Source organism: Nitrosopumilus sp. b2, assembly GCF_014078535.1.
GTDB classification, from domain to species: Archaea; Thermoproteota; Nitrososphaeria; order Nitrososphaerales; family Nitrosopumilaceae; genus Nitrosopumilus; species Nitrosopumilus piranensis.
This window is the reverse complement of the sequence record NZ_MU078703.1, coordinates 19,568-35,538: the sequence shown is the minus strand read 5'-3', so window position 1 is coordinate 35,538 and position 15,971 is coordinate 19,568. Positions and strand designations below refer to the sequence as shown.

General features: G+C 37.8%; 20 protein-coding genes, 1 tRNA gene and 1 pseudogene. 3 read left to right on the top strand and 19 right to left on the bottom strand.

Annotated elements, in window-relative coordinates; all coding sequences use genetic code 11:
- The 18 genes and pseudogenes from C6989_RS05705 to C6989_RS05620 all read right to left on the bottom strand — a co-directional run.
- Positions 1 to 190: pseudogene (locus tag C6989_RS05705) on the bottom strand (hypothetical protein); the annotation flags it as partial.
- A 44-nt stretch (positions 191 to 234) separates the two neighbouring features.
- Positions 235 to 375, bottom strand: a complete 141-nt coding sequence (locus C6989_RS05700) for a hypothetical protein (RefSeq protein ID WP_182126625.1) — start codon at positions 373 to 375, stop codon at positions 235 to 237.
- A gap of 202 nt (positions 376 to 577) precedes the next feature.
- Entirely contained in the window at positions 578 to 739 is a 162-nt protein-coding gene (locus C6989_RS05695) for a hypothetical protein (RefSeq protein WP_182126624.1), read from the bottom strand.
- A gap of 228 nt (positions 740 to 967) precedes the next feature.
- A tRNA-Ser gene (locus C6989_RS05690) sits at positions 968 to 1,068 on the bottom strand.
- 51 nt (positions 1,069 to 1,119) lie between these two features.
- Positions 1,120 to 1,566: a cupredoxin domain-containing protein gene (locus tag C6989_RS05685; protein ID WP_182126623.1), complete on the bottom strand. Its 447-nt coding sequence runs from the start codon at positions 1,564 to 1,566 to the stop codon at positions 1,120 to 1,122.
- Between the two features lie 3 nt (positions 1,567 to 1,569).
- Entirely contained in the window at positions 1,570 to 2,568 is a 999-nt protein-coding gene (locus C6989_RS05680; RefSeq protein ID WP_182126622.1) for an RNA-guided pseudouridylation complex pseudouridine synthase subunit Cbf5, read from the bottom strand.
- Positions 2,565 to 3,125, bottom strand: a complete 561-nt coding sequence (locus tag C6989_RS05675; RefSeq protein WP_148703879.1) for a cytidylate kinase-like family protein — start codon at positions 3,123 to 3,125, stop codon at positions 2,565 to 2,567. The genes C6989_RS05680 and C6989_RS05675 overlap by 4 nt, the downstream gene beginning before the upstream one ends.
- A complete protein-coding gene (locus C6989_RS05670) occupies positions 3,122 to 3,745 on the bottom strand; it encodes an EMC3/TMCO1 family protein (RefSeq protein WP_148703880.1) in 624 nt (207 codons plus the stop codon). The genes C6989_RS05675 and C6989_RS05670 overlap by 4 nt, the downstream gene beginning before the upstream one ends.
- Positions 3,746 to 3,748: 3 nt before the next feature.
- Entirely contained in the window at positions 3,749 to 4,336 is a 588-nt protein-coding gene (locus C6989_RS05665) for an adenylate kinase (protein ID WP_237087658.1), read from the bottom strand.
- On the bottom strand, positions 4,314 to 5,744 hold the full coding sequence (secY, locus tag C6989_RS05660; protein WP_148703882.1) for a preprotein translocase subunit SecY: 1,431 nt from the start codon (positions 5,742 to 5,744) through the stop codon (positions 4,314 to 4,316). Before secY ends, C6989_RS05665 begins: the two co-directional genes overlap by 23 nt.
- Entirely contained in the window at positions 5,737 to 6,201 is a 465-nt protein-coding gene (locus C6989_RS05655) for an uL15 family ribosomal protein (RefSeq protein ID WP_148703883.1), read from the bottom strand. Before C6989_RS05655 ends, secY begins: the two co-directional genes overlap by 8 nt.
- A gap of 1 nt (position 6,202) precedes the next feature.
- Positions 6,203 to 6,670 carry a 50S ribosomal protein L30 gene (locus tag C6989_RS05650; protein ID WP_182126621.1) on the bottom strand — a complete coding sequence of 156 codons (468 nt, stop codon included), beginning with the start codon at positions 6,668 to 6,670 and terminating at the stop codon, positions 6,203 to 6,205.
- A gap of 6 nt (positions 6,671 to 6,676) precedes the next feature.
- Positions 6,677 to 7,399, bottom strand: coding sequence for a 30S ribosomal protein S5 (locus C6989_RS05645; protein ID WP_148703885.1), 723 nt, complete (start codon positions 7,397 to 7,399; stop codon positions 6,677 to 6,679).
- Between the two features lies 1 nt (position 7,400).
- Positions 7,401 to 7,883 (bottom strand): 50S ribosomal protein L18, encoded by a 483-nt coding sequence (locus tag C6989_RS05640; protein WP_148703886.1) that lies wholly within the window; start codon positions 7,881 to 7,883, stop codon positions 7,401 to 7,403.
- A gap of 36 nt (positions 7,884 to 7,919) precedes the next feature.
- Entirely contained in the window at positions 7,920 to 8,834 is a 915-nt protein-coding gene (argF, locus tag C6989_RS05635; RefSeq protein WP_148703887.1) for an ornithine carbamoyltransferase, read from the bottom strand.
- Entirely contained in the window at positions 8,831 to 10,072 is a 1,242-nt protein-coding gene (ftsY, locus tag C6989_RS05630) for a signal recognition particle-docking protein FtsY (protein WP_182126620.1), read from the bottom strand. The genes argF and ftsY overlap by 4 nt, the downstream gene beginning before the upstream one ends.
- A gap of 3 nt (positions 10,073 to 10,075) precedes the next feature.
- Complete coding sequence (gene pfdA / locus C6989_RS05625; protein WP_148703889.1) at positions 10,076 to 10,525, bottom strand: prefoldin subunit alpha; 450 nt, start codon at positions 10,523 to 10,525, stop codon at positions 10,076 to 10,078.
- A gap of 86 nt (positions 10,526 to 10,611) precedes the next feature.
- Positions 10,612 to 11,232 (bottom strand): superoxide dismutase, encoded by a 621-nt coding sequence (locus C6989_RS05620; protein ID WP_182126619.1) that lies wholly within the window; start codon positions 11,230 to 11,232, stop codon positions 10,612 to 10,614.
- 76 nt (positions 11,233 to 11,308) lie between these two features.
- Between C6989_RS05620 and C6989_RS05615 the strand changes: the two genes are divergently transcribed.
- The gene (locus C6989_RS05615; protein ID WP_182126618.1) at positions 11,309 to 13,330 is read left to right on the top strand and encodes a S8 family serine peptidase; all 2,022 of its coding nucleotides are present in this window, start codon (positions 11,309 to 11,311) and stop codon (positions 13,328 to 13,330) included.
- Position 13,331: 1 nt separating this feature from the next.
- Here the strand turns inward: C6989_RS05615 and pckA are convergent, their stop codons facing one another.
- The gene (gene pckA / locus C6989_RS05610; protein ID WP_148703892.1) at positions 13,332 to 14,936 is read right to left on the bottom strand and encodes a phosphoenolpyruvate carboxykinase (ATP); all 1,605 of its coding nucleotides are present in this window, start codon (positions 14,934 to 14,936) and stop codon (positions 13,332 to 13,334) included.
- A gap of 150 nt (positions 14,937 to 15,086) precedes the next feature.
- Between pckA and C6989_RS05605 the strand changes: the two genes are divergently transcribed.
- Positions 15,087 to 15,491 (top strand): 50S ribosomal protein L32e, encoded by a 405-nt coding sequence (locus C6989_RS05605; RefSeq protein ID WP_148703893.1) that lies wholly within the window; start codon positions 15,087 to 15,089, stop codon positions 15,489 to 15,491.
- Entirely contained in the window at positions 15,475 to 15,930 is a 456-nt protein-coding gene (locus tag C6989_RS05600; protein ID WP_148703894.1) for a 50S ribosomal protein L19e, read from the top strand. Before C6989_RS05605 ends, C6989_RS05600 begins: the two co-directional genes overlap by 17 nt.
- Positions 15,931 to 15,971: the final 41 nt, after the last annotated feature.

Genomic DNA, 15,971 nt, shown 5'->3' with positions numbered 1-15,971 from the left:
TAGTTTCATCCATCATAGTTTCATCCATCATAGTTTCATCCATCATAGTTTCATCCATCATAGGCTGAATAATTGCGCCAGATGGTAATGCCTCATCTATAGTAGATTCTGTAAAATACGGGGAAATGGCATATGCAGAAACTGCACCAACTATTATTATCGCAATAAAAGATATCAGATATTTATTCACAGAAAAAACAATAACAATTTAGTATAAAGGTAATTTTCCAAATATTAGATAGATTTTTTTAAAATATCATTTATTACTTTTGAAAAACTAACTGTTGCTGTTGTTTTTTTCATTTCTGAGGCTTGCTTTAACCGTAATTTTTTGTAGGTATGATCATCAATAATTAATGAAATACGTTTTGACATACTTTCTTAAAGTGTTAACCATATTTAATGGACGTGGGTGTTTTGTAATTGTGAGGATGTGAATAAGTCTTTTAATTCAAATAATATAAAAATATTCAATTAATTGATTTTTCAGACATACATTTTAGAAATAAAATAAATAATTTACTAAACTTGTTCACAATTATTTTACACTATTGTAAATTTTACACCTACTAATCAATTAAGCATAATTTTTCAAATCATCATCCACAAAGATCCAGGACAATCCGGCCAATTCTGTCCAGTTACAGTACGTACTGGTTGGAAGAGCATTTTTGACATCACTTCCAACCAGAGATAATGACTGGTCTGGTCTTTGGATGTTTAGTGTAACTTGTTTCATTAACAGAGTATAGTGAGTGTATCTTATAACCCACTAGAGAATTGTGCAAAATTAATTTTAAGATAATTAGTTGACTTTGTTCAGTCTAAAATCAACTAATGAACAATTTATCCTAAATCTATTTTAAGTTGGATTGAGATGAAATTCCCTACAAAGGAATTCTCCTAGTTGGTTGTAGGGTTTTTCATCTCATTGATAATTTGGTAAAGAATTTTGTATTCAAGAAAATGGCGCCGGGAGGGAGATTTGAACTCCCGTTCCCTTGCGAGAACGCGCTTTATGGTTAACAATTTCCAGGCGCGCGCCCTACCAGGCTAGGCGACCCCGGCACAAGTCTTGCGACAAATTTAGTTTTTAGAATCTGATTATAAATTGTGTTACTACTTCCAAATAGTTACAGTAGTTGAACGTTCTACTTTTTCTCCCATTGGATCAAATCCTTTTGCTGAAATCTTGTAGAGGCCTTCTAATGTAGCATCACCATCATTTTTTATTTGATCCCAGGAAAGTTCCACCTCTTCATTTGGTTTGAGTTCAGAAATTACTTGGACAGATGTTGGAGTATACATCAAAATACCAGACAGTCCGGTAATTCTTAGTCCATATGATTTATCTGAAAATGTTATCGGGACAGTTCCAGTGTTTTTAATTATAATGTTAATCTCTTCGCCTTTCTTAAAATCAAATTTTTCAGTTATAATTGAAATTCCAGGACCTTCAACATATACTAGTTGACTAGTATTTTTTACATCGATTAGAAAAATTCCATATCCCAATCCAGCAATTATACCGATTCCAACAAATATTACAAGACTTTTTGAGAGCAATTTTTATTCTTTAGAAGAAGGTTTTGTTCTCCATTTTTTAGGATATGTATTTGGGGCCATTATGATTCTCCTTGTCTCAAATGCATAGCCCTTTGTTGCATCACGAATCTCTTCTTCACTCATTGTAGATTCTGCCAGTGCTACTGCTTCACCTTTTTGAGTATAGATTCCAACAATGTCACCTTTCTTCAAATTTGGAGATATCTTCAAAATTCCTGGGATTGCAAGTTGTGCGCCATGACACATTGCATCTACTGCAGAATCACGAATCACTACTGATTTTAATTCACTTAGTGCAAGCTCTACGGGCTTTATCATGCTCTTGAGTTTAGCATCATCTTTTTTTTCTTCCCACAATGCAAATGCATTTGCTAATTCATGCAAAGTTACCAGTCCATCAGTCTCTCTGAACTGATCAACTCTAGTTCTTCTAAGCTCAATCATAGTTGCACCAGGTCCCAAAATCTCACCTAGGTCATAGTACAGTTTTCTGATGTAGGTTCCTGCCTCACACAAGACTCGAGTTAGTAGTAATCTCTCTTTTTGTTCTAATACTTCAAATTCATAAATTGTTCTTGTTCTTGTTTGTCTGACTACTGCTGAGCGCTGTGGAGGTTTTTGGTAAATCTCCCCAGTTAGTGACTCTACAATCTCATGTAGTTTTTCTTTTGATGGAAGGGAGTGGACACGTCCTAGTGCATGATACTCTTTTGGTCCAAAGAGAAGTACTCCTAATGCTTTAGTTGCCTCACCAAGACCTAGCGGTAAAACTCCAGATACTTGAGGGTCTAGTGTTCCGCTATGTCCAATCTTTGGCAGCTTTAAGATTCTCTTTGTCCAAGCTACAGTCTCATGGCTTGTAGGACCAGGAGGTTTGTCTAAAATAATTATTCCATAGTTTAGTAGTTGCTCGATTGTTCTTTTGTCATAGTATGTTCCGTATGCATCATCAGTAATGTCTTGATCAACTTCAATTAGATTCTCTAGTTGCTTTAGAGTCATAGTAGTTTTCGCACCGTTTCTGTTGCAACATCAATTACTTGTTTTGCTGTGAGATGATCCGTGTTAATTATTACATCAAAGACTGACTTGTCATCACCAAAATCAAAATCGTATAATTTTTTGTAGAGTGCCTTGTTCTTATCAAATCGCTGCTTTGTTATTTGGTATGCTTCCTCAGAGCTCATGTCATCTCGTGATTGCATGCGTTTTGTGCTGCTCTCATGGGAGCCTTCTAGCCATATTTTGATGCCGTCATTAACCAACCATGGTAAGGTGTAACTAGTAATTACCATCCCGCCTTCATTGAATAGTTTGGTTAGCTTTTCATCTAGTCTTTTATCAAACTCTGAATTTTGTTCTCTCTGATTTAGAAACTTCATTCCATCTTCTGTATCCCACCAATCATCACCTGATGAATCAAATCCTTGCTCTTTTGCCATCTCCTTGAGTACATCACCGCCACTAAGATATTGTAGTGAGAACTCTTCTGCTAGTCCTTTGGCAACAGTTGTCTTTCCTACAGCAGGAGGACCTGATATTACAATGGATTTTGTCAACTGAGATCCATTGAGGTTTTTGTTAGTTTCATAATAATGCCACTAAACGCAATTGAGGAGAGGAAATACCAAGCCCAAAGGAACAATGCGTTTTCGGTAGTACAAACATGTTCGGGGTCTGCTGCTTGCTCTGCAGTACATGTCAGTTGGAATAAATCTCCGGGAATTACATTTAGCGGAATTGGAGAGATAGCTACAGTATAAGAGAAGAGTTGTGGCAATACGAAATAAAATATCAAAATCAATGGAACAAATGTAATCATCATTGGTCTCATGTTCATCTGCATCATCTCCATCGACATCTTGTTCATGTATGAGGATTTTTTGTTGAGCTCAGCTGTTTTTGCAGTATCTTTTGCTCTCATTGCAGCCATTCTTTCTTTTTGCCATCCGCGAGTCTCTTTCATTATTCGTTTTAGCTTTACTTGATCAACCATCTTCTTTCTGACTCCAGAGTTGAAGATGTTTAGCAATATACCAAATCCGGCAACTGCAAACATTGAGAGAATCAGGCCTTTGATGATTGGGTCATCGCTGCCAAGTGCACCTCTCTCACCTCCAAGAAAGTCAAACTGGAGAGGTATTGATTCGATAAATAGTAGAATAATTCCAAAGTCCATTTTTTACAGTCCTAATGATTGAATTATCTTATCTGCTGCTTCATCAACCTTTCCCTCACGATTCAAGATGTACTTGACTGGAGAGCCAGTAATTACTGAACATGCTGAAATCATGCCTGACTGGACGTCTAGTTCCGTCTTTACATTTGCAAGAGTGTTTTTGTCTCTGTTTCGGGTCTCATCAGTCATTCGTCTGCTATAGATTTCCTCAGGCTTTGCTGAAACTGAGATAAAGTTTGATGGTTTTATGATTTTGAGGACATGCTCTGGCAGTCCTGGATAGTATCCTTCTGGAGAACTGATGAATGCATGAGTATCAATAATTACAATTTCTTCAGTGCATGCAGCAATATTTTCAGCTGCAATCTTTTGTAGCTCTTGCTGTTTTGTTACAGGTAGTTTTCTTAATTCATCTCTGTCATTGAGACCGTTTTGTTTTGCAACCTCAAACATTAGTGTTCCATAGCTTACAACATTGACACTTTTTTGTTGGCTTTTGATGTGGTCTAGTATCTTTGATAGTAATGTAGTCTTCCCAACTCCGGGGATTCCAACTAGGATGATTTTTTTACTTTCTGCCAAGCAAAGCACCCAAACGCGGCATTACAACTTCGACTTGTTCTCTAACCAATTGCGTGTAGTAGTTGATGAGAATATCTACCATAAGTAAAATTCCAATACCAGAACCAAATACACCCAAGACATCAGATACGCCTGCTAGTAGACCCAAAATAGTTGAGCCAATGATTGTAACTGATGGAATGTATTTGTTCAACAATGCTTCTACTGGTTTGTTTGATCTTCTAAATCCAGGAATTTGCACATCTGCATCAAGTAAGTTCTGAGCTGCACTCTTTGGTGAAAGACCACCTAGCTCTACCCATAACCTACCAAATACAATTACGATTCCAATCATGAATAATACATAGCCAACTGCACGTCCAGGATCCAAGATTGCAACATCTAGTCCTCTAGGTGGTGTGATGTAGTAGATAAGACCACCAATTGGGCTAGACGGACTTGTCGGGTCAAATTGCGCTATGAAATTCATAAAGAAATTATTGTTACGCGGGTTCATGTTGGCCCACAACATCTGGAAGATAAAGACGGCGTTTGCAGTAAGTGCAGATGCCAAGATAACTGGAATATTTGATACATACATCATCTTAATTGGATAGACTGCAGAGAAACCTCTGTATTTTGTAGATACGATTGGAATCTCAATCTTCATTCCTTGTGTAAATACAAGTATCAGCAAGACTCCCGCAGTAAGACACAAACCAAAGATGCTCGGAAGCTGGTTTGAACGGAAGAATACATTTGAGAGATCACCTGCCATAATTGATTGGCCGATGTATGGTAAGATACCAATAGTTCCTCCATCACCTGCCGGTAACGGGCTAAACAGACTCCACAAAATTTGTTGAGCAACACCTGCCATAATGAAAAGACTGATTCCACTACCAAGGCCCCAGCCTTTCTGAATTAATTCGTCTAAGAACATGATGATAATTGACGCGGCCATCAGCTGTCCGACCATAATATACAGTATGTTAGGATCCGCTACTCCAGGACCATAGACTGCTACGCCATATACAATGGATTCTGCTACAATTACAACATAAGTTACCAACTTTGTTGCAGTCTGAAAGATACCTCTCTCTTCGGGTTTCTTAAAGTCAAACTTGAGAATGTCTGAACCTCTAAGTAATTGCATCAAGAGTCCTGCAGTTACAATCGGCCCAATTCCTAATTCAACAAGTGTGCCTTGTTGTGATGCAAAAATTACTCTAGCAAATGCTAGAAAATCAAATTCAGGAGTTGTTGCTCCAAATAGTGGGGTCTGTCCCATTACCATGTAGATGAGTAATGCAACTCCACACCAGAGTAATCTAGTTGATAATGGAATCTTCTTTTTTGGTTTTGGAACCTGTGGTAGATAGGGCTCTGCTTTGAAAACTACTTTTCTAATAACTGCTGTAACTGTACCCTCAGCCATTTTCTGTTAGCACCTCTTCCCCATCAGTTTTTTCTTTGGTAGCAGATAAGACTTCTCCGCCAACGGCTTTGAGTTTTTCTTCTGCAGATGCAGTAAACTGAGTTACTTTGACGGAATAAGCATTTGTTACTTTTCCGCCACCAAGGAGTTTCTCGTATCCTGCGCTTTGAAGGTCTACAATCTTCTTTCCTCCTTCTTCTTTACCGAACTTAGTAAACAAGTCATCAAGATCACGGACGCTAGCCCATTTCTTGGTAATATTTGGGTGAGGTGGTTTAGTTGAATCATGGCCATAATGATCTGGTTCGTCTTTTAGTGTTGTACTCCAATGATGCTTCATCATTCCAGTAACTCCAAGACCACCCTTGTGACCACTTGCACGATGTTGACCTACTTGGCCCCATCCCATGTGGCGTCCTCCCCTAAGTCGTCTTGTCTTTCTTAATCTTGTTGCCATGTTAAATCATATTCCTTACAATTGTTCCAAGTTCTTTGTTTGATCCTAGGACTCCTTTTTGACCATACAACTTTTTGGTGCTTCTCTTGAATCCAGTTCTTGGTGGTGCTAATGCAAACCAGGGCTTTAGTGGTTTTAATTTTGATAGAGTTACTTTTCCTTCTGAAAGTGCAGTTGCCAATTCATCAGAACTTGCAAACCCAAGTTCCTTCAAGTCTTCAGCAGTAATTTTTTGATATCCAGATTTTCTTGCCTTTTTGTCAATGAGTTCTTTTGCCAATTCAGAGTCAAGTTCAACCCATGAGACATAGTGCTGTACTTTTTTTAGCATTCCCAATGTGTTTTCTTTTGCTGGCAATATTGTTGCGCGATATTTCTTGTCTAGTTTTAAGAGCATCATGGTGTGGGTTGCCCAGTAAGGACAATCAGCTTGGCCTTTAATTCTAACAACAAGATATGCATTTGCCATTTTTTATCAACCCTGACTAAATGTCTGTCTAAGACAGTCCAAGATAGCTTTTGAAGTAGAGTTCATTGTTGGAGTAGAGCCTTTTGCCGTAGTCCAAGCGTCTTTGAGACCTGCTAATTCCAATAATCGTTTAATTTTACCTCCAGCTACCAGACCTAATCCACGTGGTGCGGGAATAATTTCAATAGTAACACTTCCGCCCTTTCCTCTTACTCTAAATGGAACAGAATGTTTTTGATCACATCTGCATTCCCAACTGCCACATCCCATCTTGATTGGGTTGACGTTAAGATAAGCAGCGTTTGTTGCCTTTTCAATTGCAATTCTCATTTGTTTTGATTTACCTTGACCAATTCCCAAGTAACCGTTCTCGTTTCCAGTTGCAACGATTGCTTTGAATCTAGTTGATTGTCCGTTTGATGTCATCTTTTGAATAATCCCAACATCAACTACCTCACTCTTCAAATCAGGAAGTAGTTTTTTGATAATTCCTGCTTCTTGAATTCTTAATCCTAATTCAATAATTTCTTCAAGAGATGTAATTTCTCCTGATGCTACTTTTTGTCCCAAGATTGTTTTTGGAACCCAAACTTCTTCTTCTGGTTCTCTACGTGGTCTTCTTGGACGGTCTCCACCTTTTGAACCACCAGGTGGGCCTCTACCATAAGTTGGTGGAGCTTTTCCTCTTGGTCCGCCTTGTGCGGGTTTAGATTGTGCTGTTTGACTCATTTTATTTTACCTCAGTATCAATTGTAGATTTCATTTTGGAAATTTCGTTTTTAACAGTAAGATGTTCTCCGTTGATTCTATCTTCGGATGGAAAAGTTTCTTCATCAGCTGGAACTTCTAGACCGGCATCAATTACGCCCTTAAGAGCGGCTGCCATTCTTTGGGTGTATCTTCTTGTTCCAGTATACAAGATTGCATCCTTTGCACCCTGTCCAAGTGCTTTCTTTCCTGCCAGATATCCTGTAAGATATGCTGCAGGTACACTCTTTCTAGAACCCTTCCAGCCTTTTTCTAACAGATATCTAGAGTGTGCAGATGCAACAACCTTGTCGCCTGTCATTCCAGGCTTTAGAATTTGGACTTGAGTATTTTCATTAGTAATATTTACAGTGATAAAGTCACGCTTACCCATCAACATTGTACCGCGTTTTTTATAATTGGTCTTCTCTTCCCTTAATCTTCTCAATATTTTTGAATAGGCCATGTATAGAATTCGAGTTTGAACGTGCTCTTATATACGTTAAGCGCGAATTAGAGAGGCAAGCAATGCCTTTTGAGTGTGAAGGCGGTTTTCTGCCTCATCCCAAATAACAGACTGCGGTCCATCAATTACAGATGATGTAACTTCTTGATCTCTTTTTGCTGGAAGACAATGCATAAAGATCGCATCTTTGTTTGCAGACTTCATCAGTTTTGGGTTGACTTGGTACTTTGGAAGAAACTTTTTGATTCTCTTTGGATCATCATTATGAATAGAAGAATACGTATCAGTTACAACTACATCAGCATTTTTTGCTGCAGCAATAGGATCAGTAGTCAATTTTATCTTAGTTGATTTTTGTGCTTCTTTTACTGTCTTTTTGTCGGGCTCAAAGCCCTTTGGAGTTGCAATAGACATGGAGGCACCTGACAATGCTGCGCCATAAATCATAGAGTTGCAGACATTATTGCCATCACCAACCCATGCAATCTTTATTCCCTGGAGTTTCTTTTTCTTTTCTTTTATTGTCATAAAGTCAGCTAATATTTGGCAGGGATGAAATGCATCTGAAAGTCCATTGATTACTGGAATCGTTGCATGCTGAGATAATTTTTCTAGCAAGTCATGATCATAAACTCGGGCCATAATACAATCAGTGTATCGCGACAAAGTCTTTGCAGTATCTTCAACTGACTCGCCACGAGAGAGTTGCATGTCATTTGATGAGAGATTAACTGCATAGCCTCCTAGCTGAGACATTCCAATTTCAAAACTTACTCGTGTTCGAGTAGACGGTTTTTGGAAAATCATTGTTAGTGTTTTGTTTTTTAGAAGAGGTTTGTTTCCACCTTTTTTGAGTTCTTTTTTTAGTTTGATTGATTCATCAATTAGGCCCACAAATTCCTTTGGGGATAATTCCGCTAAAGTGAGTAAATTTTTTGTTTTTAGTTTCATCTCTTAAAGAACCCGAACCTACTCTTTTTCTTTTTTGGTTCTTCTTTATCATGTTTGTGAATTTCTTCATCTTCATCATCATCTTTAGATTCTCCAGGATTTGGTTTTCCATCTTTAATCCATTGACGAATCTTGTTACCTAGATTGATAGCTTTATCATCATTTTCTGGGGGAGGAACATCAAACAAATCTGAATAAGTTGTAATCTCATCATCAGTAATTCCTTCAAACGGATCATCAGAAGTTGGTTCTGGTGTTGGTTCTGGTGTTGGTTCTGGTGTTGGTTCTGGTGTTGGTTCTGGTGTTGGTTCTTTCTTAATATCAACTCCTTCAAGAGTTCCAAAAACTGTTTCAAGGAAAGTCTTCTTATCAAAAGGTTTTAGATCAGGATATTCTTGTCCAACTCCAACAAACATCACAGGAGTCGATGTTACTTTTACAATAGATAATGCAGCACCACCTCTTGCATCAGCGTCACTTTTTGTCAAAATAGAGCCATCAAATTTCACATGCTCATGGAATTCACGTGCTTGGTTAACAGTATCATTTCCAGCTAAAGAGTCACCTACAAAAATTTTCAAATCAGGATTTACAACTTTGGTGATTTTTTCAATCTGCTGCATCAAGTTTTCACTTGTTTGCATTCGTCCAGCAGTATCAATTAGGACAACATCTGTTTTGTGAGATTTTGCATACAACACAGCATCACGTGCAACAGCAGCAGGATCAGAGTTGTAATTTTGTGCAACAAGTTTTAGGTTAAGACGATTGGTGTGTTCTCGTAGTTGCTCAATGGCACCAGCTCTAAAAGTATCGGCTGCTGCAACAACAACAGAATATTTTGCTTGTTGTAACATATGTGCAACTTTGGCTAGCGATGTTGTTTTTCCAGTACCGTTAATTCCAACAAATAAAATCAAGTAAGGTTGCTCTTGTTGTTTTTTTTCATTAATTCTTTGGAAGAGATCAATCTCTCCGGCATTATCAAAGTGTGTAGAAATACTTGAAATCAAACTGTCTTTAACAAACTTTTCAATTTCTTTTTTGTCAACTTTAGAGCCAATCAGTTTTTCTTTTAGATCATCTTTAATGGAATCAATTACTTCTGTTGCAACATCAGACTCTAAGAGAGCAATTTCTAATTCAAAGAGAATGTCTTCAATGTCTTTTTCATTGAGTTCTTTTTCGCCTAAACTTTTCGCTGCATTAGAAAACGCACTACGAAGTTTATCAAACATGGTTTATCCCGATTGTGGAGGTTGACCTTGTTGTTGACCTGATTGTTGCATGGCTTGCATCATTTGATTGACTTGTGCTTTGCCTTGTTCTAATCTTTGAGCAGCATCTTGTTTTTTTGCAGCAGTATCTTGTATTGCAATTTCAATTTCTTTGATTCGCTCTTCAAGATAATTAATTGCAGAGGCAAAATCTTTTTCCACTGCAACACCTGCACCGATATTTAGAATTATTTTGCTGTTGGATGAAATTTTTGTTGGGATAAAAGTTCCCAATCCAATTGGGACAAGAGTATCTGATTCAGGATTCTGACTAAGTGACTTTATTGATTCAATAGCTGCAGTTGCCTCTCTAAATACGCTCATGAATGTTCCCTCTCTTTGAGATAAATCTGCAAAATAGGTTTCAAGCATTTGCATTTGTTGCATCAATTGCTCTGCTTGTTCTTGACTCATTTACAACAAGGCTTTCTCTTATGGTTATAAATTCATTCATAGATTCAACCAAAAATGTAGAATAAATAAAAAATAAAGAATGGACTTTATTTTGCTTTAGAGAATCTGCTCTCTACCTCATCCCAGTTAACTACATTCCACCATGCTTCAATGTAAGCAGGTCTTTTGTTTTGGTAGTTGAGATAGTATGCGTGTTCCCAAACATCACAGCCTAACAATGGCACTAGTCCTTCAGTTCTAGGACTTGTTTGGTTTGGCATTGATTTGTATTCAACCTTTCCAGAGGAAGGATTGTATACTAACCATCCCCAACCACTGCCTTGAATTACTGCTGTAGTGGATGAAAATTTCTCTTTGAAGTCAGCAAAGCTTCCAAAGGAATCATTGATTGCATCAGCAATTGATCCTCCAGGTTCACCGCCTCCATTTGGTTTCATGTTGTTCCAAAATAGCCTATGGTTGTCATAACCACCACCGTTGAAATTAATTGCACCTCTTTTGTCCTCTGGAACAGACTTGATATCAGACAAAATGTCTAAGATATCTTTGTCTTGAATTTCAGATGGACATGTTTCAAGAGCTGCATTTAGTTTGTCAGTGTATGTTTGATGATGCTTTGTGTGGTGAATCTCCATCGTTCTTGCGTCAATGTGAGGTTCTAATGCATCATAAGCATATGGCATTTCAGGAAGTTCGTATTTTCCCATGGGGACTTTTGATAGCTTATTCCATTTATTGGTTTACAGGTAATCATTTTTACTTGTTAAAATTGATACAAGATTTGTGAAATTCTTAGCGATTTTTTCTTTTATTGTTGTAATTTTGACGGGTTTAGTTTTGTCCCAATCATTGCATTTTGAAAACGAGATTCAGACATATCTTGAAAGAAGTGTTCCGTTTGTCGGAACAGATATTCCTAGAATAGAAGGAATTGATGGCACTGGAATCAAGATAGCAATTATTGATACGGGTGTGGACTATAACCATCCAGACTTGTTTGGTTGGGGACCAGATGGAAAAGTAATTGGAGGATACAACTTCATTCAAGAAGGCAAACCACCAATAGATAACAACGGACATGGAACTCAGGTTGCAGGAGTCATTGCAGCTGATGGGCAAGCAGTAGGGGTAGCACCCAAGGCAAAGATTCTTGCCTACAAGGTCTCTGAAGACGGAGAAGGAGTATCATCGGATTTGATAATCAGGGCAATTGAAAAAGCAATTGAAGATGATGTAGACATCATCAATATCAGCTTGGGAGTAAACAAAACAAACACAAAGATTGAGAGAGCAGTAAACCTTGCATTAGAAAAAGAAATTTTTGTAGTAGTTGCTGCTGGAAATGATGGTCCAGGAATTGGAACAATTGGAAGTCCTGGAAGAAACTTTGGTTCAGTTACAGTTGGTGCAACATACAACAATCTTACATCAAGTCTAGTTGCAACACTAGAAGTTGATGAGAAACCATACACAGTAATTCCAATGGTAGGAAATCAAATCTCAGAAGATACAATTTCAGGAAAGCTTGTTTTTGGAGGATATGGAAAAGCAGGAGAGTTAAAAGATTTGGATGTAAAGGACTCCATACTAATTGTAGAGAGAGGAAGTGACGTAGAAGGAGAATTGCTGTATTTTTCAATAAAGGAAACTAATGCAGCTGATGCTGGAGCAAAGGCATTAATTGTATACAACAATATCCCAGGAATTTTCTTGGGAGAATTAATTCATGATTTTATTGAACCAGACTATTCACCGCAGATTCCAGTTGTATCAATGGATAGAGAAGAGGGATTGGAGATTGTCAAATCAATTAATGGAAATGAAGCAGTACTAAATCTGTTTTTTAATCCAGACTATCTTGCACACTTTAGCTCCCGTGGTCCAGTATCTCCATTTTACATAAAGCCTGAGATTGTTGCACCAGGAGCATATATCAATACCACACAAAGCAATGCAGGATACAACTTTACTAGTGGAACAAGTTATGCTGCTCCCCATGTAAGTGGGGCTGCAGCACTATTACTCCAGAAAAACCCCCAACTCCACCACCACGAGATAAAGTCACTATTACTTACTACAGTTGAGCCTGTATCTGACGCCCACGGTAATGAATTCTCCATTCAAGAATCAGGTGCAGGAAGGCTAAACATTGCAAAAGCATTTGAGGCAAAGCTAATCATAGAGCCCCCTAACTTTGTTGCAATCACATCATCAGACAATAATGTTGCTCAAAAGAAATTTCAACTAAAATCAATGGATGGTACATGGGATGGATTTGATGTTACATTTGATGGGCCTGAGTTCATAAAGTTTAGTGGAGAACTTGTAGATGGAAATGTTTTGAGTGTGAGAATGAGTATGTTAGAAGATAATTTTGGAGAGCATGAAGGAAAGATGATGATAAGCCACAATGAAATACAATATGTTGTTCCATTTTTGCTGCATCATACACCTGGTTCAGTTTCAGCAGTACAGCAAAATGAAAAACTGTTCTTTGAGATTTATCATCCTCAAGAATGGAGTTTTGCAAAAATTTCAGTTACAAACAGCAAGGATGGAACAGTTGATACAACAACTGCAACACCAGACAAAACTGCATCAATTGATATCTATGAAAATACAGAGTATTGGATTGATGCAAAAATCAGAGTCAGTGGAAACTCGTCAAGTGCATACAACACTATTGATGTAAAATCAATTCAAGAAAGAGAGAGATTCGATCTTGTCATCCCAGAAAGACAGATGGCAATAATTGCAGGTGCAGTTATAATAATTGGAGTTGTCGGTATTCTAAAAAGAAGATAGTCTATTGTGGCAGTTTTGGACCAGCATCAATGATTTCTTGTGAAACACCATCAAATTTCTTAAAGTTCTCAACAAACATTTGAGCTAGCTTCTTTGCAGACAAGTCATACGAGTCTTTGTCAATCCAAGTGTTTCTAGGATCTAAAATCTCAGATGGAACTCCTTCTACTTCTGTTGGAATATCTAGATTAAACAAGTCATTGTGAGTATACTTTACAATATCAAGTGCACCTGATAATGCAGCAGTAACCATTGCACGGCTGTACTTTATCTTGACTCGTTTTCCAACTCCGTATGGGCCACCAGACCAACCAGTATTGATGAGGTAGACTACGGTGTTGTGTTTGTTGATTTTTTCACCTAGTAGTTTAGCGTAAACTGATGCGGGTCTAGGCATGAATGGTGCTCCAAAGCACTGAGAGAATACAGATTTTGGTTCTTTGATTCCTCTTTCAGTTCCAGCAAGTTTGCTAGTGTAACCTGACATAAAGTGGTACATTGCAGCTTCCTTGGTAAGTCTTGAAACAGGTGGCAACACACCCAATGCGTCTGCAGTCAAAAAGATAATCACTTTAGGATTTCCACCTACACTTGGAATTACAGCTCCTGGGATGAAATCCAAAGGATATCCAACACGAGTGTTTTCAGTTAATGTGTTATCGTCATAGTCAGGTACATTGTCTTTTAGTACAACATTTTCTAAAAGTGCACCAGGCTTGATTGCATTCCATATTTCAGGTTCTGCTTCTTTGCTAAGGTTGATACATTTTGCATAGCATCCACCTTCAAAATTAAAAGTTCCATTATCAGACCAACCATGTTCATCATCTCCAATTAGTTTTCTATGTGGATCTGCTGAGAGGGTAGTCTTTCCAGTACCAGATAATCCAAAGAATAATGCAGTATCTCCTTTTTCTCCAATGTTTGCAGAGCAATGCATTGGAAAAATTCCTTTTTCAGGTAAGAGATAGTTCATTACACCAAACATAGACTTTTTCATTTCACCAGCATATTCAGTTCCACCAATTAAGACAATCTTTCTTGTCAAGTCAATGAGAATAAAGATATCACTTCTTGTTCCATCAATCTCAGGATCTGCCTTAAAGTCATTAATGCAGAGAATTGTAAATTCTGGTTCGTGATTTTCTAGTTCTTCTTTTGTTGGTCTAATAAACAAATTACTTGAGAACATACTTTGCCAGACATGATCATTGATTACTCTGATTGGCAAACGTGTCTCAGGATCTGCTCCTACAAATCCATCAAATACAAATAATTCCTTGTTTTCAACAAAGTTTTTCATTTTTTCTAATAGTTTCTCAAACTTGCCACTTGGGAATTGGTGGTTGATTTTTCCCCAATCAATTGTTTCATGAGTTTTGTCATCATATACGATAAAGCGATCATCAGGTGAGCGGCCAGTATACTTTCCAGTATTGACTGAAAGGGAGCCTGTTGAGTTGACTACACCCTCTTTTCTCTCAACTGCAATGCGTACCATCTCATCTGTAGGAAGGTTTCTGTGGACTTTGGATGGATTAATCCCAAAATCTTTGAGTTGAGTTGAAAATTTCTCAGTTGCAGCAGTACCTTCTACTTGGGTCAGAGGGTTACGCCCCCAAAAGTAATATCATTAATCCCAGGCTTGTTCATGAGATATTTCGATCCGCATTCAATTTCCTTATTATCTCTTGTCATCTGAAATTATTTTTTATGTCTAGGAACGTATTTATTCCAAAATTCAAGAGTCAATTTGATGCCGATCAATAAAGAAAAGATTGCAAAGAGACAGGAAGCAAAAGAACACAATCCTGATTTTAAAAGACCAGAGAGCTGGCGTTATGTTAGACTTCAAACTGGTTGGAGAAAACCAAAAGGAATTGATCATCATCAGAGAAAACAATGGAGTAGAGGTCGTCCAGGTCTAGTCAAAGTAGGATTTGGTGGACCAAAAGAAGCAAGAGGATTGCATCCTTCAGGATTTACAGATAATTTAGTTTACAATTTAGATGATTTGTCAAAACTTGATCCAAAAACAGATGGAGTAAGACTAGGTCACAGTGTTGGTACTAGAAAAAGAAAAGAGATTGTTGCAAAAGCAGTTGAACAGAAATTCAAAATTTTCAATGCGAGAGTGAGTGTAAGTGGTAGTAAATCTTAAAGCTAAGAAAAGACTGGCATCCAGAGTTACTGGTGTTGGAATTCACAGAATAAAATTTGATTCAGATCATCTTACTGATGTTGCAGATGCAATCACAAGAGAAAATATCCGCAGTCTAATTACAGCTAACACAATTAGAATCGATTCATTCACTGGAACGTCCAGAGGAAGAGCACAAACCAAAAGAGACCAAAGAAACAAGAGAGGTACCAAACAAGGTTCAAAACAAGGACGCAAAGGTGCACGTGTTGGTAAAAAAGAAGTCTATGTTGCAAAGGTCCGCGCATTGAGACGACTGCTAAAGATTGCAAAGGATAGAAAGGACCTGACTAATCCAGAATTTTGGGCACTATACAAAAAAGTAGGTGGAAACACAGTCAGAAACAAGGCCCACTTGAGACAATTAATGGAAGAGATTGTCGCAAAAAGAGCAAAGTAGAATTTTTTTTCAATTACCAAAAATCCTTTTAATTGCTAAAA